Origin of the sequence: Anaeromusa acidaminophila DSM 3853 (genome assembly GCF_000374545.1) — a bacterium.
In the GTDB taxonomy this organism is placed as follows: Bacteria; Bacillota; Negativicutes; order Anaeromusales; family Anaeromusaceae; genus Anaeromusa; species Anaeromusa acidaminophila.
In genome coordinates this window covers 1-25,617 of sequence record NZ_KB894595.1, presented here as the reverse complement: position 1 = coordinate 25,617, position 25,617 = coordinate 1, and the positions used below count along the sequence as shown (strand labels likewise).

The 25,617-nt window shown below is 50.2% G+C and carries 26 protein-coding genes and 1 other annotated feature; of the genes, 8 read left to right on the top strand and 18 right to left on the bottom strand.

Annotated elements, in window-relative coordinates:
- Positions 1 to 412 precede the first annotated feature (412 nt).
- From C508_RS0111225 to C508_RS0111175, 9 genes are all read right to left on the bottom strand, one after another.
- Positions 413 to 940, bottom strand: coding sequence for a ferredoxin domain-containing protein (locus tag C508_RS0111225; protein WP_018703664.1), 528 nt, complete (start codon positions 938 to 940; stop codon positions 413 to 415).
- Between the two features lie 121 nt (positions 941 to 1,061).
- Positions 1,062 to 4,580: a pyruvate:ferredoxin (flavodoxin) oxidoreductase gene (gene nifJ / locus C508_RS0111220; RefSeq protein WP_018703663.1), complete on the bottom strand. Its 3,519-nt coding sequence runs from the start codon at positions 4,578 to 4,580 to the stop codon at positions 1,062 to 1,064.
- A 28-nt stretch (positions 4,581 to 4,608) separates the two neighbouring features.
- On the bottom strand, positions 4,609 to 6,021 hold the full coding sequence (locus tag C508_RS0111215) for a sigma 54-interacting transcriptional regulator (RefSeq protein WP_018703662.1): 1,413 nt from the start codon (positions 6,019 to 6,021) through the stop codon (positions 4,609 to 4,611).
- A 629-nt stretch (positions 6,022 to 6,650) separates the two neighbouring features.
- A complete protein-coding gene (locus C508_RS0111200) occupies positions 6,651 to 7,253 on the bottom strand; it encodes a thiamine phosphate synthase (protein WP_018703659.1) in 603 nt (200 codons plus the stop codon).
- Positions 7,254 to 7,255: 2 nt separating this feature from the next.
- Entirely contained in the window at positions 7,256 to 8,410 is a 1,155-nt protein-coding gene (gene thiH, locus C508_RS0111195; protein WP_018703658.1) for a 2-iminoacetate synthase ThiH, read from the bottom strand.
- A 2-nt stretch (positions 8,411 to 8,412) separates the two neighbouring features.
- Complete coding sequence (locus C508_RS0111190; RefSeq protein ID WP_018703657.1) at positions 8,413 to 9,177, bottom strand: thiazole synthase; 765 nt, start codon at positions 9,175 to 9,177, stop codon at positions 8,413 to 8,415.
- A gap of 3 nt (positions 9,178 to 9,180) precedes the next feature.
- Positions 9,181 to 9,993: a sulfur carrier protein ThiS adenylyltransferase ThiF gene (thiF, locus tag C508_RS0111185; protein WP_018703656.1), complete on the bottom strand. Its 813-nt coding sequence runs from the start codon at positions 9,991 to 9,993 to the stop codon at positions 9,181 to 9,183.
- A gap of 1 nt (position 9,994) precedes the next feature.
- Complete coding sequence (thiS, locus tag C508_RS0111180; protein ID WP_018703655.1) at positions 9,995 to 10,189, bottom strand: sulfur carrier protein ThiS; 195 nt, start codon at positions 10,187 to 10,189, stop codon at positions 9,995 to 9,997.
- 463 nt (positions 10,190 to 10,652) lie between these two features.
- Positions 10,653 to 10,991: a zinc ribbon domain-containing protein YjdM gene (locus tag C508_RS0111175; protein WP_018703654.1), complete on the bottom strand. Its 339-nt coding sequence runs from the start codon at positions 10,989 to 10,991 to the stop codon at positions 10,653 to 10,655.
- Positions 10,992 to 11,142: 151 nt separating this feature from the next.
- Here C508_RS0111175 and C508_RS0111170 point away from each other — a divergent pair, with 151 nt between their 5' ends.
- The 5 genes from C508_RS0111170 (at position 11,143) to C508_RS0111145 (ending at position 14,954) form a co-directional block, all read left to right on the top strand.
- Positions 11,143 to 11,586: a MarR family winged helix-turn-helix transcriptional regulator gene (locus C508_RS0111170; RefSeq protein ID WP_018703653.1), complete on the top strand. Its 444-nt coding sequence runs from the start codon at positions 11,143 to 11,145 to the stop codon at positions 11,584 to 11,586.
- 78 nt (positions 11,587 to 11,664) lie between these two features.
- The gene (locus C508_RS0111165) at positions 11,665 to 12,081 is read left to right on the top strand and encodes a cupin domain-containing protein (protein ID WP_018703652.1); all 417 of its coding nucleotides are present in this window, start codon (positions 11,665 to 11,667) and stop codon (positions 12,079 to 12,081) included.
- A gap of 234 nt (positions 12,082 to 12,315) precedes the next feature.
- Positions 12,316 to 13,338: an energy-coupling factor ABC transporter permease gene (locus C508_RS0111155; protein ID WP_018703651.1), complete on the top strand. Its 1,023-nt coding sequence runs from the start codon at positions 12,316 to 12,318 to the stop codon at positions 13,336 to 13,338.
- 48 nt (positions 13,339 to 13,386) lie between these two features.
- Positions 13,387 to 14,199 carry a cobalt ECF transporter T component CbiQ gene (cbiQ, locus tag C508_RS0111150; protein ID WP_018703650.1) on the top strand — a complete coding sequence of 271 codons (813 nt, stop codon included), beginning with the start codon at positions 13,387 to 13,389 and terminating at the stop codon, positions 14,197 to 14,199.
- Positions 14,196 to 14,954, top strand: coding sequence for an energy-coupling factor ABC transporter ATP-binding protein (locus C508_RS0111145; protein WP_018703649.1), 759 nt, complete (start codon positions 14,196 to 14,198; stop codon positions 14,952 to 14,954). The genes cbiQ and C508_RS0111145 overlap by 4 nt, the downstream gene beginning before the upstream one ends.
- Positions 14,955 to 15,118: 164 nt before the next feature.
- Here the strand turns inward: C508_RS0111145 and C508_RS0111140 are convergent, their stop codons facing one another.
- Both C508_RS0111140 and C508_RS0111135 read right to left on the bottom strand, forming a co-directional pair.
- On the bottom strand, positions 15,119 to 15,688 hold the full coding sequence (locus tag C508_RS0111140) for a TlpA family protein disulfide reductase (RefSeq protein WP_018703648.1): 570 nt from the start codon (positions 15,686 to 15,688) through the stop codon (positions 15,119 to 15,121).
- 9 nt (positions 15,689 to 15,697) lie between these two features.
- Positions 15,698 to 16,360: a cytochrome c biogenesis CcdA family protein gene (locus tag C508_RS0111135; RefSeq protein WP_018703647.1), complete on the bottom strand. Its 663-nt coding sequence runs from the start codon at positions 16,358 to 16,360 to the stop codon at positions 15,698 to 15,700.
- A 158-nt stretch (positions 16,361 to 16,518) separates the two neighbouring features.
- Positions 16,519 to 16,726: a binding site (T-box leader), on the top strand.
- Positions 16,727 to 16,884: 158 nt separating this feature from the next.
- On the opposite strand from C508_RS0111135, the gene C508_RS0111130 reads away from it, so the two are divergent.
- Positions 16,885 to 18,291 (top strand): sodium:solute symporter family protein, encoded by a 1,407-nt coding sequence (locus tag C508_RS0111130; protein WP_018703646.1) that lies wholly within the window; start codon positions 16,885 to 16,887, stop codon positions 18,289 to 18,291.
- A 134-nt stretch (positions 18,292 to 18,425) separates the two neighbouring features.
- Here the strand turns inward: C508_RS0111130 and mobB are convergent, their stop codons facing one another.
- The 7 genes from mobB to C508_RS0111085 form a co-directional block, all read right to left on the bottom strand.
- Positions 18,426 to 19,553: a molybdopterin-guanine dinucleotide biosynthesis protein B gene (gene mobB, locus C508_RS20720; RefSeq protein ID WP_018703645.1), complete on the bottom strand. Its 1,128-nt coding sequence runs from the start codon at positions 19,551 to 19,553 to the stop codon at positions 18,426 to 18,428.
- Complete coding sequence (gene mobA, locus C508_RS0111115) at positions 19,543 to 20,142, bottom strand: molybdenum cofactor guanylyltransferase (RefSeq protein ID WP_018703644.1); 600 nt, start codon at positions 20,140 to 20,142, stop codon at positions 19,543 to 19,545. Before mobA ends, mobB begins: the two co-directional genes overlap by 11 nt.
- Positions 20,143 to 20,151: 9 nt before the next feature.
- A complete protein-coding gene (locus C508_RS0111110; protein WP_018703643.1) occupies positions 20,152 to 21,378 on the bottom strand; it encodes a molybdopterin molybdotransferase MoeA in 1,227 nt (408 codons plus the stop codon).
- A gap of 23 nt (positions 21,379 to 21,401) precedes the next feature.
- Positions 21,402 to 22,418: a molybdopterin-binding protein gene (locus C508_RS0111105; RefSeq protein ID WP_018703642.1), complete on the bottom strand. Its 1,017-nt coding sequence runs from the start codon at positions 22,416 to 22,418 to the stop codon at positions 21,402 to 21,404.
- Positions 22,419 to 22,431: 13 nt separating this feature from the next.
- Entirely contained in the window at positions 22,432 to 23,370 is a 939-nt protein-coding gene (locus tag C508_RS20715) for a molybdenum cofactor synthesis domain-containing protein (protein ID WP_018703641.1), read from the bottom strand.
- Between the two features lie 13 nt (positions 23,371 to 23,383).
- Positions 23,384 to 24,187 (bottom strand): penicillin-binding transpeptidase domain-containing protein, encoded by an 804-nt coding sequence (locus C508_RS0111090; RefSeq protein ID WP_018703640.1) that lies wholly within the window; start codon positions 24,185 to 24,187, stop codon positions 23,384 to 23,386.
- Positions 24,188 to 24,286: 99 nt separating this feature from the next.
- Positions 24,287 to 24,784, bottom strand: a complete 498-nt coding sequence (locus C508_RS0111085; RefSeq protein WP_018703639.1) for a GNAT family N-acetyltransferase — start codon at positions 24,782 to 24,784, stop codon at positions 24,287 to 24,289.
- Between the two features lie 144 nt (positions 24,785 to 24,928).
- Between C508_RS0111085 and C508_RS0111080 the strand changes: the two genes are divergently transcribed.
- Positions 24,929 to 25,255, top strand: a complete 327-nt coding sequence (locus C508_RS0111080) for a DUF1904 family protein (protein WP_018703638.1) — start codon at positions 24,929 to 24,931, stop codon at positions 25,253 to 25,255.
- Between the two features lie 168 nt (positions 25,256 to 25,423).
- Positions 25,424 to 25,617: helix-turn-helix domain-containing protein (locus C508_RS0111075; RefSeq protein ID WP_018703637.1), on the top strand; the 194-nt coding region annotated here is incomplete at its 3' end.

Below are 25,617 nucleotides of genomic sequence, written 5' to 3'. Positions count from 1 at the left end.
TTCTAGCGAGTACGCTGGCAAAATAAAAGAGCTTCCTGCCCGTCTGTATTAAAAGAAAGTAAGGAAATCAGAGAGGCCCGGGAATTGAACAAGAATAAAGGGAGTAATCGGAGGGTACGCATGAGGGCCACAAAATTTTTAAAAAAAGCAAAGCAATCGCTGGGCAAACGATTGCTTTGCTTCTTTTCTTTTTGTAATTCTACTTCAAGGAGCTGCTACTTCGCTGAGTACGCTACCTAAAATGCGAACTCCAAGGAGCCAATGATTTAATGAGCGCCTCGCCTCAATAAGAGATTTTTTTGTTAAACGAGGAAGAAAACGAAGGCATAGCGGCGCTCTGCCGAGGATTTCTGACAAAGTTTAACGGAAAAAGATCTATTTGGGCGTGAACAGCGAGTAAATCACTGGCTCCTTACCTGTCAAAAAAAGGACTCTTGCCGCTCACACTGAGAGGAATGGCGTACGCAATGGTTACTTCTGCCGGAAACAGCTTCAAATTGAGCGCCGCCCGACCCGCACTGAACATAACTCGGCTGTCTACATGATGCGCCGACGCCACATGCGCCGCCGAACCGATAGCAATACCCAAATCGCCGATGCTCATAGCGCAGTTGCCGCCGTTTTGCGCACAGGTGGCACAGTCGCCATGGCCGCAGTAACCACAAGGCTTAACACCTATGGGTTTAACCTTCTGCCCTAGGAGCAGCACCACCGGCGCTTTTTCCAGACACCCTGCATCCCGATCAAAAAAGGCCATACCCGATTCTACCGCAATGCGTCGCATTTCAGCGGACAGACGGTCCTTTTCTTCACCGGAAACCAACAATGTCTCCAAATTATCCACGCCTTTGGCCTTGGGCGCTGTCCGCGCCGCTACGCACATTAGATCTGCCACCTGCTCTAAGCCCCGTTGTTCCGCGTCTTGAGATGTAATAATCACTGCGCATCCCCCTTGTTTTCAAATTGACTCTATGGTCTCATCATAAGCAATAGGGTCTTTAAAAACAAGTACGCACTTATACGTAAGGCAGTATGCTTTTGCATACTGCCTTACGTATTGTTTATTCGCTTTGACTTGCCAAACGTTTGTAGACAGCCAAGCGTTCCTTGGCATCTTGTTCTGTCTTCGCAAACAAAGCTTCTCCTTGTTCAGGAAACTGCTTTAAGAGAGACGAATAACGCACTTCGCCCAGCAAGAATTCGCGGAAATCCGCCGTCGGCTCCTTGGAATCCAGCACAAAGGGATTTTTGCCGCTTTCCTTGAGGACCGGATTGTAACGATACATCGCCCAGTAACCACAATCCACCGCTTTTTTGATTTCAAGCTGACTGCAGCCCATGCCAGCTTTAAGTCCATGGTTGATGCACGGTGAATACGCGATAATCAAGGACGGCCCTGGATAGGCTTCCGCCTCGGCAATGGCTTTGAGCGTTTGGTTTTTGTCTGCGCCCATGGCAATTTGCGCTACATACACATAGCCGTAGCTCATCGCAATGAGTCCCAAATCTTTCTTCTTGGTTTTCTTGCCGCTGGCGGCAAATTTAGCAATAGCCGCCGCTGGCGTCGCCTTGGACGACTGACCGCCGGTATTGGAATATACCTCGGTGTCGAACACAAGCACATTGATGTCTTCGCCGGAAGCCAGCACATGATCCAGACCGCCAAAACCGATATCATAGGCCCAGCCGTCGCCGCCAAAGAGCCATTGAGAACGCTTGACAAGAAAATCCTTGTTTTCATGCAAATAGCTCAAGAGTTCATTTTGATTCTTTACGCCTTCCAGCATGGCGCCGAGACGATCCGCCCGTTCCCGGCTGCCTTCGCCTTCCTCGTAATGTTCCAGCCAGTCCGCACAAGCCTTTTTCCACTCTTCACCCAAGTCTAAGGCAGCGGCTTCCGCCACCTTTTGCGCCAATTGCTGACGCAGTTGTTTCACGCCCAACGCCATGCCCAAACCGTATTCGGCGTTGTCTTCAAAGAGAGAATTGCCCCAGGCAGGCCCGTGTCCGCGATGATTGGTCGTATATGGAACCGAAGGCGTACTCCCCGCCCAAACGGAAGAGCAGCCGGTAGCGTTAGCAACCATGAGCCGATCACCATAAAGCTGCGTCACCAGTTTGGCATAGCCTGTTTCCAGACAGCCTGCGCAAGCGCCGGAGAACTCCAGGAGCGGCTGCTCAAACTGACTGCCTTTGACCGTAAAGGGATTAGCAGGGTTCTTTTTCGGAGTCAGCGACACCGCATAATCCCAAAGGGCAACCTGCGATTCCTGTGAAGCCAACGGCTTCATTTGCAGCGCTTTTACTTTAGCCGGACAGATTTGTTCACAATTGCCGCAGCCAGTGCAATCTTGCGTTGAAATAGCCAAACGGAAATGGAGATCTTTCGCGCCAACAGCGTCTTTAACGGTAAAGCCTGCCGGAGCGGCCGCTTTTTCCGCTTCATTCACCAGAATGGGACGAATGCTGGCATGAGGACAAACGAAAGAGCACTGATTACATTGAATACAGTTTTCTGGCTGCCATTCCGGCACATTAATGGCAATACCGCGTTTTTCATGAGCCGAGCTTCCCATAGGATACGTACCATCCACATGAGGCAGAAACGCGCTTACAGGCAAGCTGTCTCCTTCCTGACGGTTCATCGGCACCAGCACGTCGCTAATAAACGCCGGTACGTCATTCGTTTGCGCACTCTGAGCCGCCGATGATGCATTTTTCCAGCTTGCCGGCACATTCACCTGTACCAGACCGGCGATCCCCTTGTCGATGGCAGCGTGATTCATTCCCACCACTTTATTGCCTTTTTTCCCATAGGTGCTGACTACGGAATCTTTTAAGTACTGCACGGCTTTTTCAATGGGAATAATCTGCGCCAGTTGGAAGAAAGCCGACTGCATAATCATGTTGAAACGGCCCCCAAGGCCCAGCTCTTGCGCAATACCTACAGCGTTGATCGTATAGAAACGAATATTTTTCTCCGCCAAGTAGCGTTTCATCGCCGCCGGCAGATGGGTTTCCAGTTCCGCTGCAGACCAGTTGGTGTTCAAAAGGAATGCGCCGCCCGGTTTTAGGCCTGCCAGCAAATCGTATTTATCAACATAAGATTGTTGGGAACAGGATATAAAATCAGCTTTATCAATCAAATAGGGAGACTTGATTGGCTGGCTGCCGAAACGCAGATGCGAAACCGTGATGCCTCCGGATTTTTTGGAATCATACGCAAAGTACGCCTGCGCATACAGATCGGTTTTGTCGCCAATAATCTTGATCGCAGATTTATTGGCGCCTACCGTGCCATCAGCGCCAAGACCCCAAAATTTGCAAGCTTTGGTTCCAGCCACAGTAGTATCGATATCCTCACCTTCCGGCAAAGATAAATGGCTGACATCGTCTAAAATACCGACAGTAAAGTGATCTTTAGGCTGCGCTGCCTTTAAGTTGTCAAAGATACCCATAATGTGCTTCGGAGTAACATCCTTGCCGCCTACGCCGCAACGGCCGCCGACGATAAGAGGCTGCCAGTCTGTACCGTAAAAAGCGCTTTTCACATCTAAGTACAGCGGTTCCGCCGGTGCGCCCAATTCCTTGGTACGATCCAGCACGGCAATTTTCTTAACGCTCTTCGGAATGTGCTGGAAGAAATGTTTCAGTGAAAACGGGCGGTACAGATGCACATTCAGCAGGCCCACCTTTTCGCCTTTGGCGTTCAGATGATCCACTACTTCTTCGACGGTCTGGCACATGGAGCCCATGGCAATGATCAAGCGCTCCGCGTCGGGCGCTCCGTAGTAATTGAACAAGTGATACTCCCGCCCGGTAAGCTTGCTGATTTCCGCCATGTATTCTTCAACAATCTCCGGCAGCTTTTCCCAGTAGCCATTGGATACTTCCCGCTGCTGAAAATAAATATCCGAGTTCTGCACAGTGCCGCGCAATACCGGATGATCCGGGTTAAGCGCCCCGCGCCGGAAGGAATTAACCGCCTCCATATCCAAGAGTTTCCCCAGCTCATCATACTCCAGCATTTCGACCTTCTGCACTTCATGAGACGTACGGAAGCCGTCGAAGAAGTTCAGGAATGGCACGCGTCCTTTGATGGCCGCCAAATGAGCGACTGCCGACAAATCCATGACCTGTTGGACGCTGCTTTCCGCCAGCATCGCAAACCCGGTCTGACGGGTTGCCATCACATCAGAGTGATCGCCAAAAATGCTGATCGCATTAGCGCCAACCACCCGAGCGCTGACATGAAATACGCCAGGCAGTAATTCACCAGCAATCTTATACATGTTCGGAATCATCAAGAGCAAGCCTTGGGACGCCGTATAGGTCGTCGTCAACGCTCCCGACTGCAAGGAACCATGCACCGCACCAGCCGCGCCGCCTTCGGATTGCATTTCTACAACCTGCACAGTCTGTCCAAAAAGGTTTTTGCGCCCTTGCGCCGCCCACTCATCTACGCTCTCCGCCATATTCGACGAAGGCGTGATGGGGAAAATGGCCGCTACGTCGGTAAAGGCATACGAAATATGCGCTGCCGCCGTGTTGCCGTCCATGGTCTTCATTTTTCTACTCATTGTCCTTGCCCCTTTCTTTTTACCCAAACTATTCTCTATCTTTTTTCAGCTTTTTCAGCTTATACGCCACTTGATAGTATGCTAAAGAAATCCCTCTTCGTTTCAGTTCTGCGGATATCTTGCGCACCCCCAGACCCAATGCCGACAAACTGAGAAGAAGCTCTTCCAGGCTCTCCTGCTTTGCCGCCGATGCAGCTGCATCTTTCATGACGCTTTTCGCTTCCAGCATAGCCATGGGGATGTCATCTTCGTCCACTACCAGCTTAATCAGCTCATGCCCCTGCGACAGATGATTCACCATCGGCGCGACAGCGTCAATACTAGCATTGACTACATCCCGGAACTGCCGGACATTGCGGTCAAAAACCGCCGCTAAAAGCAGCTCCGCCGCACTGCTTGTAAAATGAACCTTCAGCCGCACATTGTAACGGGCTTGCGCCTTTTGACAGTATAGCTCCACGAACTGTTCCAAAAACTGCTGTTTTTCCTGGAAGCTGCGCTCCCGCAGCGGCGGCAGCTCAATCTGGTACTGAGCCAAACGCTGGTAAAGTTCCGGCAAAAATACTTCTTTTAAGTTTTGGCTGGACGCCGCAATAATAATGACATCCACTTCATGCTCGGTCCGACCTCCCATGCGCCGCACTAAGCCGGATTCGATAAGCTTCAGCAGCATGGTCTGGTGCTGAACCAAGGCATGAGCCTCATCCAAAAACAGCACGCCCCCATTAGCCACTTCCACAAGACCAGGTTTATCGAAGGCGCCCGTAAAAGCCCCCTTATCAGTACCGAAGATCTCCATGGCCGCAATGTCCGCATTGGTAAACTGTGCGCAATTCACCTCGACAAAAGGTGCGCCTTCCTTCAAAATGCCAATTTTGCGGGCAAAATGATACATCCCCTGAGCCAGCATCGTCTTTCCGGTGCCAGTCTCTCCCAAAATCACCGAATGCCTCGGACCGCCGACCGAAGCAATACTGCGCTGCGCTTTAAAAATCGCATTGCGTAAAGATCCATCCGCGCCGATGAAGCTGTCAAAAATACCGCTTCCCTGGCTTAAAGTCAACTCATTTTCCAGATACTCCAACGTCCGAGCCAATTCATCCAGTTCAGTAATGTCCCGAAACGTGGAAACGCCTCCGTAAAATTCGCCTTGCCGGTACAAGGGCACTGCATTCACAATAAAGGTCCGCCCATTTCCTTGCGCCATTTTTTGATCCAACAGCGGTTTTTGGTCACGAATTACATCCAAGAGCGCTGCATGCGGATAGTACTCGGTAATATGTTTACCAATCATGTCCTCGACGCGCGCAGAAGCATAATTGGCGGAGCTGGGGTTCACGTAAGTAATATAGCCTTTGGTATCTACTACATTGACGGCTTCCCGCAGATTATCCAAAATGGTATAAAACATTTCCTCCGTATGCGAGGCCAATAAACTCATGAACTTCCTTCCTTTCCTTGATCCTTTCCGCTCTAGCCCGCTTTTGCGTCAACACGACGTTATTAAGACTAAGCAATTCAAATGCCAAGTTCATAATTTTGCGGAATTTTCTTTTCAAATCCAGCTTTGGCGCGCCTTTCAGCTCTACGCCCCCTTGCAGGCAAGCGGATAAAGATATAAGATTTCGTGATATTTTTGTTCTATTCTGTAGATTAAGTATAACACTTTGACACACTTCTAAAAACAAAAACGCCTCTTGCTCCTTAAGCTAGACAGCTTAAAGGGGCAAGAGGCGTCGCTCTCACGGTACCACCCTTTTACAGAGTTTATCTCTGTTTCTCATCAGGTCCATCAACCTTAGCAGAATAACGACTGCACTTCCCGCAGGAAGCTGAGACCGGCGCAGCCTAGTCCTCCAAGAGGCTTCAGCCTTGCTGTTCCGGAATGATTCGCACTTTTACGCTGCTGCCGACTCGCACCAACCGCCGACTCTCTGAAGCAGGTTTCGAAAAGCACAGGTTCCTTCATCACATTTTGTTTATAAAATTTTTCCGAGGATGTTTTAAAATATACCGCAAGCATTTCCCTTTGTCAATAATTCATTTTACATTTTTGTTTTGTTTTTTTATTTATATTTGATTTTTCGTAAGCATGCTGCAAATATATTCTTCCGGTGTAGAGCATTGCATCGCTCCTGACATAACACAGCAGCCCGCTGCCCCACAAGCCAGCAGCTCCGGCACCCGCTCCGTCGTCACACCGCCAATGGCGAATACAGGTATGCTGACTGTCTGACACACTTCGCGCAGAAAGTCCAGGCCGCGCGGCTCCAACTTTTTTTTGCAATCGGTCGTATAAATGTGCCCGGCAACAAGATACGCCGCTCCCAAAGCCTGGGCCTCCGTCGCCTCTTCCACCGCATGAATCGAAACGCCCACTTGCAGTTCCGTTAACATGCCAGGTTCCGCCTGACGCAGTTCTTCCATGGACAAATGCACTTGCCTTAAACCAAGTCGCCTAGCTACACCAACGTAGCGGCGCACGATAAGACGTACGCCCCACGGAGCGCAGCGTTCCTGCACTTCCCGCGCCAGCACTTCATAATCCGCTTCCCCCAAATCCTTCTCCCGCAGCAAAATCGCTTGCGGCTTCGCCTGGGCCAAACGGCGGATACGCTCCAAAAAATCATCGGAACACAAACTACGCTGGGTCACGCAAATCAATTCCGCCATAATTACACCCGCAGATAATCCGTATATACCGGCTGCAAGCCGCGGGCCAGCACCATTTGATGGACCTCGTCAACGCTGCGGGGATCGGCGATTTCAAACTGTTCGTCGCCTTTTTCCTCTTCGCTATGCCCGCCAACGCCCACGCTGACGCCGGAAGAGATCTTTGTCGCCACAAGGCCAATGACATGATCCCTAAACCCGGCTCGCTCTCTGGTAGAAATCGTAAGACCTGCAAAAGGCATGAGCAGACGATACGCCAGCATCACCTGCAGCAGTTGTTTCTCATGAACGTCATTGGCGTTATTGGCTGCATTGTTGATATACGGGCGCAAGCGCGGCGTAGAAAAAGAAATCTCCGCATGAGGATATTTCTGCTGAATCAAATAAGCGTGAACGCCAACGGAAAAAGCGTCTTTTCGGAAATCGTCCAACCCCAAAAGCGCTCCGAAGGCCACACCGCGCATCCCGCCCAACAAAGCCCTCTCCTGCGCGTGAAAACGATAGGGGAAAATGCGCTTGGGTCCGCTCAAATGAACTTGCTCGTATTTTTCCGGATTATAGGTTTCTTGGTATACGCAGACGAAATCACTGCCACAGGCGCGCAAATAAGCGTATTCATCCGAATTGAGAGGATAAATTTCAATGCCAACGGTCGAAAAGTATTTCGCCGCCAATTTGACCGCTTCGCCAATGTATTCCACGCCGGATTGCTTGCGCGTCTCGCCGGTAAGAAGCAGAATTTCCTGCAGCCCAGTTTTAGCAATAGTCTGCAGTTCGCTTTCAATCTCCTCCAGCGTCAGCTTGCCCCGATGAATGCGGTTTTGACAGTTAAAACCGCAATACACGCAGTGATTCTCGCAGTAATTGGCAATATAAAGAGGAGTAAACATCTGCACGGAATTGCCGAAATGCTTACGCGTCTCCCAGCGAGCGCGCACTGCCATTTCCTCCAAACAGTCTCCCGCCGCCGGAGACAGCAGTACGCCGTAATCTTCCAACGAGATCGATTCTTTAGCCAAAACGCGCCGCACATCCGTAGTTGTATAGTTTTGGTATTCATACGCCGCAGTCCGCTTCAGCACCTTTTCAAGCACATCCGACTCCAGCGCCTCCATGCCCGGCTGGTATTCCATATGATTGACTCTTGCTTTTTCCATGCTTACGCCTCCAAAAATCCGGTCAACGGGCTGGAAGCTTCCGCCCCGTCCAGCACCCGTCCTAAACCAGCAAGATAGCCTTCCCTCCCGGCTTCTACTGCTTGCTTAAAGGCGCGCGCCATCTGCGCCACATCGCCGGCGGTGGCAATCGCCGTATTGCACATCACCGCAGCCGCCCCCATCTCCATTGCCTCGCAGGCCTGCGAAGGACGTCCAATGCCAGCGTCAACAATAATCGGCAAATCAATTTCTTCAATTAAAATCCGAATAAACTCCTTCGTGCACAACCCTTTGTTACTGCCAATAGGCGCGCCCAAGGGCATGACCGACGCCGCTCCGGCATCAGCCAAGGCTCTGGCTGCATTTAGGTCCGGATACATGTACGGCATAACCTGAAACCCTTCTTTAGCCAAGATTTCCGTTGCCTTAATGGTTTCCTGATTATCCGGCAGCAAGTACTTTGAGTCCCTTATGACTTCCAGTTTCACAAAATCGCCGCACCCAAGCTCCCGGGCCAGTCTGGCGATACGCACCGCTTCCTCGGCGTTGCGGGCGCCGGAGGTATTAGGCAACAGCGTAATGCCCTTCGGTATGTATTCTAAGATATTTTCCTGACCGCCCACATTCGCTCTCCGCAGCGCCAGCGTCACGATATCTACCTCACCATGTTCGATAACCGCCTGGATCAGCGGCAATGAAAACTTTCCCGACCCTAAAATCAAGCGAGACTTAAATTCTCGACCGCCAATTTTCAATACATCTGTCATTTTTTACATTCCTCCTACTTCTAATTCGCCCACAAGCAGGCGCAGCACCATATTGGCTTGATGCCCGGCGCAAACTTGTACGCGCGGTGCCATCAAGCCGCGCCCTCGGCAAGCGGCGCTTTCTAAATCGCCACAGACATATAACCGTTCCATAACCTGTCGTGTTTGTATCGTATTCGCACTGCCAAAACCAGCCATGCCGGAAGCCGCCACAATCTTTGCTTGAGGCAGCTTTTCTAAAGCTGTGTTCACTAATATAGCCTTAGCCGCCGGCTTGTCAAAAGCCTCACAAATCACGTCGTACCCTTGAAAAAGTTCCACTACATTTTCTTCTTCCACGCGAACCGTGCGCGTTTCCACTTGAATAAACGGATTAATTTGGGCCAGTTGTTCTTGCAGCGCCTCCGTCTTAAGTAGGCCCAGGTGACTCACATAGTAGCTTTGGCGATTTAAATTGCTTGGCTCTACGACGTCAAAATCCACTAAAAACAGCTTGCCAACGCCAATGCGCGCCAGCATAACCGCAATATTAGAGCCTAACCCGCCCAAACCGGCAATCGCCACTTTGCCTGCTTTAAGCTTGTCGTGCACATGCGGCGTATGGCGGGAGCGCATCAGGCTTTCCAATTCCGCTTGCGGCGGCAGCACGCCTTTTTTAATGAGCGCTATCGTATCGCCGTCCTGCAGTTCACAATCCTCGTCTGTCTGAAAGCCATTGACAATCAGCACATCCGTGTCGTTTCCCAGCTGCTCTCTCACGGCAAAGGCCGTGCGGCAGGACAGTTCCCTTTCGTTGCCGTTAACTTCAATTTTCATCTCAGCCGCCTCCTACAAAGCGCACGATTTCCAGAATATCCTCTTCCTGTAGTTCTACTTTCTCATAGTCTGCTTTGGGCACAATCTGTCCGTTGCGCTCCACGGCAACCATGCGGCAGTCAAAACCTCTTGCCGCCAAATAGGCCGCCAGGGGCAATGATTTTTCCAGGCAAACTTTCTCGCCATTCACACGCATAACGATCACCTCCTTTTAGGTACGAATTTTAAACAAGAGTATAGGGAGTATAGGGAGGGCACGACTGAGGGTGACGGGTAAATAGAATAGAAGGTGGACACGAGAGTAAATACAAATTTTCAATAGCAAGGCAACCATGATGGCTGGCGTTGTATTTGAGACTTTTATTGGAGCAAGACGGTCCGCAGGACGAAAAATCGGCTAAGACGGAGCACAGTTTCGCCTGTTTGAGCGCAGCGAGTTAAGAAACTGCCGACTGCGCCGATTTTTTCGAGGCGAGCGCAAATCTTGTCTCAAATACAATGTTGCCATCTGCTTTTTTTGCCAACAGCTTATGTTCTGACTTCACAGTGACGACAAAACAAAAAGCACAAAACGAAGAGACACCCTTTTGGTGGTGTTCCCCATTTTGTGCTTCTTTAATTGTTTTTCAGTATACTATTGTTTGCATAACAATGCAATACTAGGCTTTTTTCACAAATTCCGATTTCAGCTTCATGGCGCCAAAGCCTTCAATTTGGCAATCAATATTATGATCACCCTCCACTAAACGGATATTCTTCACTTTAGTACCAATTTTCAAGGAAGAAGAAGCTCCCTTCACTTTCAAGTCCTTGATGATGGTCACGGCGTCGCCGTCGGCAAGGCGGTTTCCATGGGCGTCTTTGACTACCAGGCCTTCCTCCGTCGCTGCAGCTTCCCCGCCAGCCCATTCATGAGCGCATTCCGGACAAATAAAAAGGCCCCGATCTTCATAGGTATATTCGGAATTACATTTAGGACAATTTGGCAATGTCGACATCTACACATTCTCCATTCTTAGGTTTTCTTTGCATTGTATTATATCATAAAGACTTTCTCAATTTATGATTATACTTTATTCTTGACTTTAACTAAAGTAAGCTTTAGACTATAAATAATTAAGTGTATATGCACCAAAGGAATCTGCAACTATGAAAAACAAACTACTTACGTACCCTAAACAACCCAGCATCTGCAATTGCATGAATGTACGCCGTGCATCGCGAGCTGTCACCCAGTTCTACGATGAACAGCTCAAGCCATGCGGCATTACCATCGCTCAATTGTCCATGCTGCTCCGCCTCAAAGAAACGGATGCGTTGACGATCAGCCAGTTAGCTCAAAACATGCGCATTGATCGCACAACGTTAAACCGCAATATGAAACCGCTTTTGGAAAACGGTCTTATCATTTTACAGCAAGGCAAAGACTCACGAACCAAATTGGTTTCCTTGACAACCCAAGGGCGGCAAACCGCAGAAGAAGGCTGGTCCTGCTGGGAAAAAGCGCAAGAACTGCTCCTAACCTATCTGGGCAAAGAAGATACAGCTAAACTAACTGCCTTACTAAACAAATTAGAGGCATTAGCGCCCTAAGAGTCTGTAAGCAGCCAACCATTTTCATTTAAACGTTCAGGTGTATGTACACTAATAAAAAGAAAGTAGGAAACTACCATGAAAAAAAATTATTCTATTTTAAATGCCGGTCCTTTTGAAACACTACAGGAGAAAGAGTATAACGGCTTCTCAGGAAAACTTTTTGTCGGCAAAGACTTAGGCCTTACAGGCTGCGAAATGTCGCTAAACCGCTTGGCCGCCGGCACTGCCATGCCCTTTGTACACGCTCACAAGAAAAACGAAGAACTGTATCTGATTTTACGGGGAAGCGGCGTCTTTTTTGTGGACGGCGAAGAATTTCCCGTACAAGAAGGCGCCCTGATTCGTGTTGCCCCTGCTGGCGAGCGCAGTTGGAAAGCCAGCGACAGCGAAGACCTTTACTTTGTCTGCATTCAAGCGCAAGAACACAGTCTAACCCAGGCCACCAGAGATGACGGTATCCTCTTGGATACCAAAACTTCCTGGATGCATTAAAAAGAAAACGAAAGAACCGAGTTTACTTTTTCGCAAACTCGGTTCTTTCTTATACTCAACTCTAAGAAGGAAATCAGCACGGCACGTAGAATGTTGTGTACTATAAAACAGCCACGAAGGTTGTCAAATGACTACGAAAGTCATGCTCCAAGCTGATTGGAGCTTTTTTGTGCGCCTTGCCGGAGATGAGCAAGACGCCAGAAAAAGAAAATGACAACAAGGAGTGACCTTTGTATGCACATGGCCGATGCTCTAATTTCTCCAGCAGTTGGCGGCGCAATGTGGGGTGTAACCGCTTGTCTGACCGCTTACGCTGCCAAAAAAGTACAAAATGATTTAGAAGAACGCAAAGTCCCCTTAATGGGCGTATTGGGCGCGTTTGTCTTTGCCGCTCAAATGATTAATTTCTCCATTCCCGCCACCGGCTCCAGCGGTCACTTAGGAGGCGGCCTGCTCTTGGCCATTCTTTTGGGTCCTCATGCCGCTTTTCTCACGATTGCTTCTATCTTAATGATCCAAGCTTTATTTTTTGCCGACGGCGGTCTTTTAGCGCTCGGCTGTAATATTTTCAACCTAGGCTTTTTCCCTTGTTATCTGGCTTATCCCTATATATATAAGCCCATTGCCGAAGGCTCTTTTTCTAAAGGCCGCATCCTTGCTGCTTCCATTTTGGCCGGTGTATTAGGACTGCAAGCTGGCGCTTTTAGCGTAGTTCTAGAAACATTGTTTTCCGGCATCAGCGAACTTCCTTTTGGCACCTTTGTATTGCTGATGCAGCCCATCCATCTGGCCATCGGCTTAGTGGAAGGACTGGTTGTAGCAGCAGTTGTCAGCTTTCTGGCTCAAGCGGCGCCGCACATACTATCCGGCCCGGCTCCTACTAGAAACATACATCGAACTAGTTTAGCTGCTTTCTTCTGCCTGGCCCTTTTCATCGCTGGCGGTCTTTCCTGGTTTGCCTCCACACAACCAGACGGGCTGGAGTGGTCTATCGCAGAAACAAGCGGCCAAGAAGAATTGACAGCCAGTAGTGAGGTTCATGCGCTGGTGCAACAATGGCAAAACAAGTACTCTCCCTTCCCGGACTATAATTTCAAGAGCGAAGAAACAGCAGAAGCAGCTGCTGATAGCAAAGATACTTCCTGGCCTTCTGTAGACGCGGGCAAATCTGTGGCTGGCATGCTTGGCGCTTGCCTCACCTTATTCTTAGCTTTTTTCACCGGAAAAGCCCTGCGCTATGTCGCCAAACATCATTAAGTATCCTAAAAAAGTTGTATCCCAATAGAAAGCGAGTTACATGCGCCTATGCTTAAGGCCGAATCATCCTGGCTGGATTTGCGTTGTCTGGAAGCATTGTCTTCTCAGACAGCGTTCCTTCAACAGCTGCATCCCACAACTAAACTGCTGACAACACTGTTGTTTTTACTCATCCTCGCTTCTTTTAATAAATACGAGTTTTCGGCGCTGTTACCGCTTTGCCTATACCCGATTGGCCTCTGCACTCTCGGCGGCATCCCTCCCGCCGTCATCGCCAAACGGTTACTGATAGCCGCCCCGGTTGTTCTCATGCTCGGCCTATTTAATCCTTTTTTTGACCAAGCTATTTACATATTACCGGGGGGATTTACTATCTCTAAAGGCTGGGTTTCCTTTGGCGTCATTGCCTGCAAGCTGCTTTTCAGCGTATCCGCGTCTTTGCTGCTAATTGCAACGACTGGCTTACAGCCGCTCTGCGCCTCCTTACGTACGTTAGGTTGCCCCAAAGCCCTTGTGGTTCAACTATTATTTCTTTACCGGTATCTGCATCTATTATTAGAAGAAAGCAGCCGCATTTTGCAAGCCTACCGTATGCGTTCTTTTCAGGGAAATGCCATAGCCATGCATGCTTGGGGCTCACTTCTTGGACAATGGCTGCTTCGCAGTATGGAACGAGCGGAACGGATCTACCAGGCCATGAGCTGCCGGGGCTTTAGCGGAGAAATGCCCGGCAACCTCCTACCCTCCTGGCGCAGCCGTGATACAGGCTATTTTCTTGCGTGGAGCGCATTTTTTTTGCTCTGCCGCCAATTCAATCTACCGCTAATTCTCGGCAGCCTATTGATAGGAGGTTCCCCATGAGTCATCACAAAGTCACTTTTACCGATGTGCAATATCTGTACCCGGATGGTACCGCTGCTCTGCAAAATATCACTTTGGACATCGGGCACGGAGAAGCGGTCGCTATTGTTGGCGCCAATGGTTCCGGCAAAACCACACTGCTGTCTCATGTTTGCGGCGCCGCTCTTCCTACTGCCGGGGACGTAAATATCGGCGGGTTTCCCGTTGCCAAGGAAACTTTAAATCATATTCACCGCACCGTCGGCATGGTATTTCAAGATCCTGACGATCAACTATTTATGCCGACAGTATACGAAGATGTCGCTTTCGGTCCGCAAAATTTAGGTCTTCCCGCCGACGAGGTAGCCCGTCGCGTCCGCACGGCTTTGGAATGCGTCGGCGCTTGGGATATCAATGATCGTCCGCCGTATCGTCTTTCAGGCGGTCAAAAGCGCGTCGTCTCTATCGCCACCGTCCTGGCCATGGAACCCGCTATTTTGGTTATGGACGAACCGTCCGCTTTCCTAGACCCTTGGGCGAGGCGCAGTGTGCTGCAGCTTTTGCGCAGCTTTCAGCACACCAAACTCATTGCCACTCATGATCTTGACCTGGCCTTGGAACTGTGCGAGCGTACCGTGGTTCTGCAAAACGGACGCATCCTCGCCGACGGTCCCACACAAAGCATCTTTACGGATCAAGATCTCTTAGCCCAGGCGCATCTGGAGCTGCCTTTCTCTTTGCAAAAATGCCCCATCTGCTCGAAGGTGAAAGGGTAACGCAAAAACTTTTGCACAGGAGAACCTGAGAATCAGAGGATACAACAGAGGGTTACGGAATATAGAATTGAATTAAAACGCGGTCACTCGAAAAAATTCGAATGGCCGCGTTTTTCATTAGGTTCTCTTGTTCAACTCGCTTTCAGTCTTCCGTGTCCGTCTAATTACCGCGCCAGCACTTGCTCCAATGTTTTCTGCAAGACTTCTTTGCGCATAACCCCTTGGGACTGACTAACCACCATCCCGTCCGCATCCAAAATGAAGGTCGTAGGAATGGCGGTAATGCCATACGCTTTTACCGCTTCTTGTTTCGTATCGTAATATACAGGAAACGAAAAACCATTGCGCCTCACAAATTCCGCGGCTTTCCCCTGGGTTTCCCGCGAGCCGTCTGTCAAGTTGACCATCATAAACTGCACGCGTCCCTGGTACAATGTATATACCTGCTGGAAATCCGGCATTTCCTCTCGGCAAGGCCCGCACCAGCTAGCCCAAAAATTTAAAACAACCGGCTTGCCTCGCAAAGAAGACAATAACACCTGTTTGCCTTCGGCATCCAACACCGAGAAATCAGGCGCCTGTCGCTTAGCGGTTTTTCCGCCCTGCGAACTTGCCGCTTCTTGACTTTGCTTTATTTGCGTCCCCGTATCTGTCGTCAGTGACCGATACGCAACGCCAGCTCCGACCAGCACAACGACCAAGACAATTACTAATGCTAAAATTTTCTTATTCATCATTGCCTCCTAAAAACTAAGCATCCCTAAAAACACTCCCAACCAACCGGACATCATTAACAAGCCTAAAACAATAAGCAAGGCCGCGCAAATCTTGTTAATCACATGATAATTTTTTTTCACCGCCGCCAAAGCGCCTTTGAGATGATCCAGCAGCATCGTCGCTATAACAAAAGGTATCCCCAGCCCCAGAGAATAGCAAAGAAGCATCACTATACCGCGAACCTCCGAATCCTGTTGCGAAGCTAAGAGCAACGCCGAACCCAAAAAAGCGCCTACACAAGGAGTCCACCCTAATGCAAAGACCATGCCGAAAAGAATCGCCGAGCCCACTCCCAAAGGACGCACCTGCACGTCAACCGCATAGGTACGGTTCAAAAAACCAATTGAAAATAGCCCCGCATAATTCAAGCCAAATAGAACAATAATCGCGCCAGCTACCAAATCAACCTGTCCTTGGTACTCCCGCAAAAAAGAACCTGCCGTCGCCGCAAAAGCCCCCATGGTAACAAAAATCAAAGTAAAGCCCAAGACAAAACCCAACGCATGCAATAACGCTTTGCCCGAAGAAGCGCCGCCGCCAAAATAAGCGGCGTACAACGGCAAAAGAGGCAGCATACACGGCGAAACAAAGGTAATAATCCCTTCTAGAAATGAAATAAGGTACTCCATAAAATCCCTTTCCTATTATGCAGATTAACTACAGTTTCTTTTACCATACATTCGCTTTTCAAAGCACGATTCCTTTCAGCCGTTGCCCTTATCTGCTAAAAAACAGTTGACAAGTATACAATCACCTAGCTATAATCAGTTTAACAATTGAATTGCGTTTACTGGTGATGATGAAAGAAAGTAGTTTCGTCCTTGTCATACAGAGAGCTGGCGGTTGGTGCAAGCCAGATGAACAAACGAAATGAAGTTCCTTTCGGAACTGCAGGCTGAACTCAAAGTAGGCTGTGCCGCAAAGCCCACGTTACGGGCGTATGAGTAGATCTTCGGATTGAAACAGGGTGGTACCGCGGCATTGTCGCCCCTTCGGTACGACTCTTTTTTATTTCTCAAGATTCAATTTGGGTGGTACCACGGCTTCAACCGTCCCTCTATCAGAGGGGCGGTTTTTTCTTTCAGTTTGCTGGCCAGCCTGAAAGAAAGCATATACTTTTTTCATGGGTAAGATACTTCAGGAGGTAGAAATTATGAATATTGCTTTTTTAATCGTTTGTCTTTATATTGTGCTCTTATTCGCAATCAGCTACTATGCCAAGCGCCGCTCCGCCGGTTCGGCGACGAACTATGTCTTAGCGGGCCGCAAGCTGACGACCCCCTTGATTACCGTCTCTATCGTCGGCTTAGCTGTCGGCGGCGCTTCCACTATCGGCGTAGCCGAGCAAGCTTACAAGGTGGGCTTGTCTGCCGGCTGGTACACCACTGCTTGGGGCATCGGCGCCATCGTCATGGGACTGTTGGTCGCCAAAAAATATCGTGAGCTTAACATTACCACTATCCCGGAACTTTTAGGCCGCTACTATGACAAAAAAGGCATGATCGCCGGCATTGCCTGCCAAATCATTGTGCAGCTTGTCGTTATGTCCTTACAATACATTGCCGGCGGCAGCATTCTCTGCGCCCTTATGCCGGAGGTCTTCACCTTGACTACAGGCATGCTGACCAGCGCCGCTGTATTTATCGGCATTACCTCCCTCGGCGGCATGTGGTCCGCCAGCCTTTCCAACCTCCTCAACGTCAGTTTAAAATACATCGGTATTATCCTGGCTACCATCGTCGGCGTCAGCCAGGTCGGCGGTTTGAACAAGCTCCAACTGCAGTTGCCGCAAAACGTTCCCTACATGGATTTTTTTGACGGCGTCGGCGTTATGGGCATTATCACCTGGATTGTGGTTCTTGTCACCGTTAATCTTTCACTGCAAAGCATCATCCAGATTTCCTTGGGCGCCAAAGACGTCCGCACGGCTCAGCGCGGCTTCATTATCGGCGGCTTGATGATGCTCCCCATCGGCTTTGTCAGCGCTCTCATGGGCGTAATGGCGAAATCCATGTTCCCTGATGTCAGCCCTGCGTTGGCGCTGCCGAAAGCCATTATGTCCCTGGACCCAGTGTTGGCAGGTATTACCCTGGCCGCCCTTTGGGCCGCCGACGTTTCTACCGCCTGCAACCTGCTGCTCAGCTCCGCCACCTTGTTTTCTCAGGATATCTATAAAAAATTCGTCAATCCTAATGTAAGCGAGCAAAATTTCCTGCGCATCACAAAAGGCGCGGTTGTCCTTTTAGGCCTTTTAACACTGACCTTGGCCATGACCATCAGCGGCATTATCAGCACGCTTATGATCGGCCTCAGCCTCATGGCGGCTTTCAGCGTTATTGTACTGTTCACCCTGTTCGCCCCCAGATTTTGCCGCAAAAATTCGGCTTTCAACACCATCCTCACCGGCGTCGTCGTTCTGGTCCTCTGGCAGACCGTACCGGCCGTACGCATCCTGCCGCATGTGATTTATCTCGAATGGCTAGCCTGTTTAGGTACGTTTTTCCTTACCTATGCGCTAGACCGCGAGAGCATTGCGGTTGTCGAAGAAGAGTGCGCCTAAGCAACCAAATAAGCAAACTAGAATAATCAAAGGGACTGCGGCCAAAAAGCTGCAGTCCCTTTTCCATATGCACTCAATTAACTTTTCATTCACATATAGTATCCCATTACTTACACGATTATCGCTTTATCGGATTAAGTCCGTGACAGGTTATTCAAAAAATCCAAACCCGCCTCATATTCTATTTTCCGCGCGACTTCGCATGCTAAGTCCAAGTCAAAGCAACACTGCAGCAAATACAACCCCAGTTCCAAGCCGGAGCTGACACCGCCCGCGGTAATGACCTTTCCGTCCTGAACTACTTTGCTCGCTTCCGTTTTCACGCCGTAAGCCGCTAACTCCTCCATGGCCGTGTGGTAGGTAGTCGCCCGTTTACCTAGAAGCAGCCCTGCTTCGGCCAATAAAAAAGCCCCTGTGCATACCGATGTCAAATAACGAGCCCAGACTGCCTGTCGCCGCAAAAAATCCTGAATCACTGGATTCTTCATGGCTGCAAAGCGACCTTTGCCTCCAGGGGCAATTACAATATCCAACTTCGGACACTGCGCCAGTGTACAATCCGGCAACAACCGCAATCCATTAAACGCCTGCAACGGCTCATTCCTTTCCGCTACCAGATGCACCTGAATCGAATCGGGCCGTATTTTATTAGCATAATTGATTGTTTCAAAGGGCCCTATGAAATCAAGCTCTTCCACTTGCGGAAATAGCACGATCCCAACCTGCAAAGCGGCTGTCTTCTTTATCATACTTTTCTTTTGTTGAAAGCTTTCCAGATAACGCAGCAACTCCGACGCAATCCCAGCCGCGTCATCCAAGGCGTAACAAGGAACCCCCGGCAAGGACGCATCGCCGGCAATCGCCAGCAATTCCTCCGCGGAACTGCGTAGAGACGCTTGGAGTTCGGCGCGATACACTTCAACTTTAGGCTTGCCGCCTTGTTTAAAGCCTTCGGTCAAAATGAGATCCACGCCGGAAATCATAGCCGACACTTCATCCAGTGATTTTTCAGCAGGTACCTTTTCCAGCAATGCAACTTTTTCCGGCGAGGAAATGGCCACGACATCGGCTCCTGCTTGCGCTAAACGCCAGGTATCCTTGCCTGGGTGGTCCATCTCAAAACGATGCGCATCATGCTTGATTACCGCCAAACGCAAGCCGCGCTGCTTTAAAATGGCTACAACCTTTTCCAGCAAGGTCGTTTTACCGGCCCCGGAACAAGCCGAGACGAAGGAGACGATCGGAATTTTGTTAGTTTCCATACCCTACCTCCTTGCGGCGTAAAGCCTCCTGCCAATCTTGCGGCGTATTTAGATTGAAAAACAACTGCTGCACATCACCAAACCGTTCCAATTCCGCTTCTTCTATATAACAAGTGTTAACCTTGGCAAAAACTTGCCGCACTTGATTATCCCCCGCTTGCAGCAAGTCTTCGATAACAGGTAAGCAACTGCGAGCATATACTGCGCACAAAGGTTCTACATGCCCTCGGCAACGCGGAATTACCGCGGCAAATCCCTCTTTCTTAGCTGCTAAAAACGCCGTCAATTCTGCGGTTACAAAAGGCATGTCACAGGAAAGAACTAGGACCGCCTCGTGTTTTGCCTCCAGCAGCCCTGTATGAATGCCGCCCAATGGACCGCAGCCCGCGTACCGGTCCTGCACTTGCCGGATTCCCGGCAAACAACATGTATCTTTCAGGCTACCAACAACAAGTATATCGTCCGCAAGACCCCGCAGGCGGCAAACCGCGTTCTCCAGCAGCGTATGCCGCCCCCACATAAGCTGCGTTTTATCCTTGCCCATGCGCAAGCTCCGCCCGCCTGCCAGTACAATGCCGCTTACCGCCATCTTCTCCTCCTACGCCAAAGGTCCTGTCAACACCGCCGTAACTAGCTGACCTGCTTTCAACGGCCCGCTGCCTGCAGGCACATCCAACAAAGCATTGCTTGCTACCATAGACTGCAGCGCCCCATTGCTCTGCTTCCCCGCCAGTTTGGCATGCAATTGCGTCCCTTGCACCTCTAACCGCACCCGCACAAAGCGCCTCTGCCCGCTGGCCTTCGCAAACTCATCATCTAAAATAACGTCAACCCGCTGCGGCAGAACGGTTTGCCACCCCAGCATTTTTTTCAGAAGCGGCGCTCCCACGAGCTCAAAGGCAATCAACGCCGCTGCCGGATTACCGGAAAGCGCCAAGACCGGCTTACCCCAGCAGACCGCTCCCATAGCTGGCGAACCTGGTTTCATGTCCAAGCCGTGGAATAAAACCTTGGCACCCGCCTTTTGCAAGGCCGCCGGAAGCAAGTCATAGTCTCCTACGGATACACCGCCTGTGGTCACCACCAAGTCAGCTTGCCGCAGCGCTTCTTCCAACTGTGCTGTAATCGCCCCTTCTTCATCAACCGCTGTACCAAGCGCCACGGTTTCCGCGCCCGCCATGCGGCAATAGGCGCGCAGGCTATGTAGATTCGAATTGTAAATTGCCCCCGGCCGCAACGCTTGCGGCGGTTCTATCAGCTCGTCCCCCGTGCTGAAGAGAGCCACCTTGCATTTCCCGTAAACAGGAACCGTTTCCATGCCCAAGGCGGCTAACAGCCCCACAAGAGGCGGCGTTAGAAGAGCCCCTTTTTTAGCTGCCAATTCTCCTGCCGCAAAGTCTTCGCCAGCATATATGACATTGCTGCCGCTTGCCATTGGTGCAGTAATGCACACCACGCCGCCTTTACGTTCCACGTCTTCAAAAGGCACTACTACATCGGCTCCGTCCGGCAAAGGCGCGCCGGTCATGATCTTAACGGCGCAGCCTTCGTCTACTTCCCGGGAAGCGACAAAGCCAGCCCGCACCTCTTCCACAACCCGCAAGGCCACCGGCTGTACCTTGGAGGCTTGGCGGACATCCGCCGCCCGCAGCGCATAGCCGTCTAAGGGCGAACGATCAAAAGGAGGCAAGTCCAGAGGCGCAAACACATCCCGGCTCAACACGCTTCCCGCCGCTTCCGCCAGGGATATCTTTCGTTCTCCCACAGGCGCAGCCTGCGCTGCAAAAAGCTGCTGCGCCTCTTCCATGGACACATTTTTCTTCACAAAGCCGCTCCTCCCTCATCTCATTACGTCCCAAACGAACAATCTGGAAAATGGCAGCTCTCGCAATTTAAGCATAAGCCGCCTACGCCCCAGCGAGCGATTATTTCCCGGGTTACTACCCTCCCAGCCAACACCAAGGGCAGCACCAAGTCAAAAACAGTCGTACTGTTGTACATGACGCAGCCCGGCAGTCCCAGTACCGGCACAACTCCCATATACGCCATCAGGAATACCGAACCAGGCAAAACCGGCGCCCCGTAAGAAACAATTCTGGCGCCGGCCAGACGAATACCGGCCGGCGTCACATCATCCGGGTCCACCGACATGCCGCCTGTAGTCAAAATCAACTGGCACCCTTCCGCCAGTAGACTTTGCACCGCTTGGGCAATTTCCTCCGCCGAGTCCGGCACAAGCGCCTGCCGCACCACAGTGCAGCCAAAGACTTCCACTTTTTCTTTTACAACCGGCCCGAAACGGTCAGCAATTCTGCCGTAATACACTTCGTTTCCCGTTGTAATAATCCCAACTTTGCAGGGCTGGAACGGCAGTACGGAAATGACGTCCATCTCCGCAGCGATGGCCTCTGCCTCCTGCATTTTTTCTTCTGCAAAAACCAGCGGGATCACACGAATCCCAGCCACAATATCGCCCTTTTTCACCGTCCGTTCTTGGCTGCGGGTAGCCACCGCCACTTCGCCCAGCAAATTCAAGCGCAGCAAGCGCTCCTCGTCGATCAGCAGCAGACCGTCTTGTTCGGCAAGAAGATTCACCTTGCCTTCCTCCGGTTCTGTCATGGCAAGACCACCGCCGCCTACCGCCTTGGCCAAACGCAAGGCGGCGTCATTTTCATGTACAAATCCATCTTGCAGTTCCCATACATAGAGATGATCTTTGCCTAAAGATAAAAGCACGGGAATATCTTCTTCCGTCACAATATGACCCTTATGAAACGCCGGACCTTTAAACTCTCCCGGCACAATCTTTGTTATGTCATGACACAGGACGGTTCCAAGCGCATCCTGCGTCCTAATGGTTTTCATTTTCTGCAACCCCTTATGCTACAATCTCAATCAAGTCTCCTGGAGCAATCCAGCCCGGCTTTAGCACCTTTGCAAAAATACCCTCTCTGGGCATGACGCAGTCTCCTGTTTTTTCGCGAATGGCGCAGCCTAGATGACACTCCTTGCCAATTTGCGTCACTTCCAGCAACGCCTCGCCAATTTGGAGGCGAGTTCCCACAGGCAGCGTAAAGAGTTCTATGCCTTCTGTCGTCAAGTTCTCCGCAAAAACACCGGGTTCCAGATCAGTTACGCCCAGTTGCCGTATCTTCTCAAAACTCTCATAGCCCAAGAGGCTCACCTGACGGTGCCAGTCTCCAGCATGAGCGTCTCCCTGCAAGCCGCAATCCACCGCAAAATATCCCTTAGCAATAGGAACCTTGATTTCTCCTTTTTTCTCACTGCGATTCACCGCCAGCACGGACGCCCGTTTTTCCGCACTAGGCTGCCCGCATTCTTGGGCATCGCCGCGCAAAATCCCCAGGCCATGAGCCAACGCCGGAGCAATGGCTTCCAACGACTCTTTCACGCCTTTTACACTGCCAGGCAGATTCACAATCAGCGTCTTGCCCCGAATACCGGCTACCGCCCGTGAAAGCATGGCTTTCGGCGTTTTCTGCATGCCGTAGAAGCGCATGGCTTCCGGAATGCCGGGCGTAAGCTTTTCCACTACCTCCATGGTCGCTTCCGGCGTAACATCCCGTTCGGAAAAGCCGGTCCCGCCGGAAGTAATTAGCAACGGCGGCGCCAGTTCATCGCAAATATAGCAAAGTTCCCGGATAATTTCCTCTTTTTCATCAGGGATCATTTTATAATACACAACCGGATACTGCGCGCCTAATACTTCACGAACCGCAGGACCGCTCAGATCCTGCCGCTCGCCGCGCGCGCCCTTGTCGCTCAAAACCAGAACCGCCATTTCATAGGATTTCATCCCCAGCGCCTCCTTACAATACGTTCATTTTCTTCAATACCGCCAGACTGATCTCTCTGGCCTTACCTCCCATGGCCCCATCCGCTCCTTCAATATTGGTTGCGAACACATACGTTTCTCCCTGTTTTTTCACCAAACCAACAAACCAGCCCAAATTCCAATGTCCGTCCTGCAAGCGCGAACCGGTTTTCCCCATAAGGATAGCGCCATTTTTCTCCGCCACAGTGATATTCTTATACACAATGGCCTGCGTATCTTGAGAAAACGGCAGCTCTCCCCGCTCTAAACGCGCCAAAAACCGCACTTGCTCCCGAGCCGATATCTGCAAGGAAGAACCCAGCCAAAATTGCGTCAGCCCGCCGGAAATATCTTTATTGCCATAGTCGATCATTTGCAAATAGCTTTGCATTCTTACAGCGCCGATATCTCTTGCCAATTCTCGAAAATACCAGACTACCGATTCCTTCGTGGCTGACGCCAGCGTGTGGTCGTGATTCCAATAGGGAAAATCATAACGGGTCCCATCCCATTTTTTCAAGGTAAATACGTCTTCCTTATCCACGACTCCTGTTTCCAGTCCAATCAAAGAATTCGGTATCTTGAAGGTGGAGCAGGGAGACAATCGTTTCCGGCTATGCTCTTCATTATAAACAATATATCGCTCCGTCTCCAAATCATATAATACAAAAGTCCCGGAAAAGCCTTGAAAATACTCCGCTAAATCCTCACGCACCTCGCTGGGAGCGGCCAAAGCCTGCCCCAAAACCATTCCCTGCCAAAGAAGCAGCCACAACAATACCTTATATCCATATTTCATGCATACTCCCCCTTTCGTATGCAATCATTGTACAAGCAGCGCTTGCTGCAAACCATAACAGTCTCCTATTGCTTTCCTAAAGCAATCCTGACAGATTTCTTACGCTAAAATTTTTTGATACCCTACAATATCTAAGTATTGCCCGAACTTAAGACCTACCTCTTTATAATGAGCGCACCGAAAATAGCCGTTTCGTTCTACTAGGCGAATGCTTTTTTCGTTTTCGCCGCAAATCGTAGCTACCAGCACATGAATCCCTTGCTTTCGGGCATATTGTTCTAAATGCTGCAGGCCCAAACTTCCCAGCCCGCCCCCAATGCACCCCGGCTTCAAATACACGGTTACTTCCGCTGTCGTATCATAAGCTTCTCTTTTCTTATGTTGCGTCAAGAGCACATACCCGCAAAGCTCTTCCTCGCGAAAAATAACAAAGGTTTTATATTTTTCATTTTCAAAAAAAACAATTTCCCGCATGTCCTCCCGCGTCAGCGGCCGTGCATGAAAGGTCGCTGTTGAATTGAGGATATAGTGCAGATAAATATCCCGCACCGCATCCAAGTATTCTTCCTGCATTTCCCGAAAAACAACCTCCGCCATTTCCGTTACCTCTTCTCTGTCTTATTTTTATACTATTTTTCTGGACCCGTTGCCGGATTCCTGCTCTCAAACATTTCCAGCAGGAACTATTCGCCTCTGGCGCGAAATGCTATACACTATAATTCATTAACAGGAGGAACCATGATGCCGCAATTGATATTCAAAGGTCTTCCCGGCAAAGACGTCCAAGCCTTCAGCACCGCCCTCGTCGATGAACTAGAACAAATCGTCGGCTGTCCCCGAGACTACTTCACCTTGGAAGTGCCGGCTTCAACCTATTATTTTGACGGCCAGCGAACAGCTGCAACACCCTTAGTGCAAGTCAATTGGTTTGAACGAGGCCAAGACGTACAGGACCGTACCGCCGAGGCAATCACTCGCCACATACGCCTAGCCGGACACGCTCAAGTCGATGTATTCTTTATCCCATTGCAAGAGCTTCGGTACTACGAAAACGGGGTTCATTTCTAAAACGAAGACCGGACTGGTAACAGGAGTAAAGGGAGTACATGGAGGGTACGAAGGAGGGCTACGACGTTTAGCGTTTTATTTATCGATAAAGGACCGCACTCGGAAAGTGATATGCTACCCCTAGATAGGACAATGAAAAAACACATTGTCTTGTCTGGGGGTAATTTTATGCCACATAAAGAAAAAGTATCGGCCACTTTGAAGATAGATGCTTGCAAGAGGTATTTGGCCAAAAGCATGCGCATAGCCGATATAGCAAACACTCTGGAAGTTGATCAGAAACTAGTGAGGAGATGGATTTTTCAGTACCAGTCAGAAGGTGAAGCTGGCTTAAAACCGCAGAAAAGTAATCGAGTGTATCC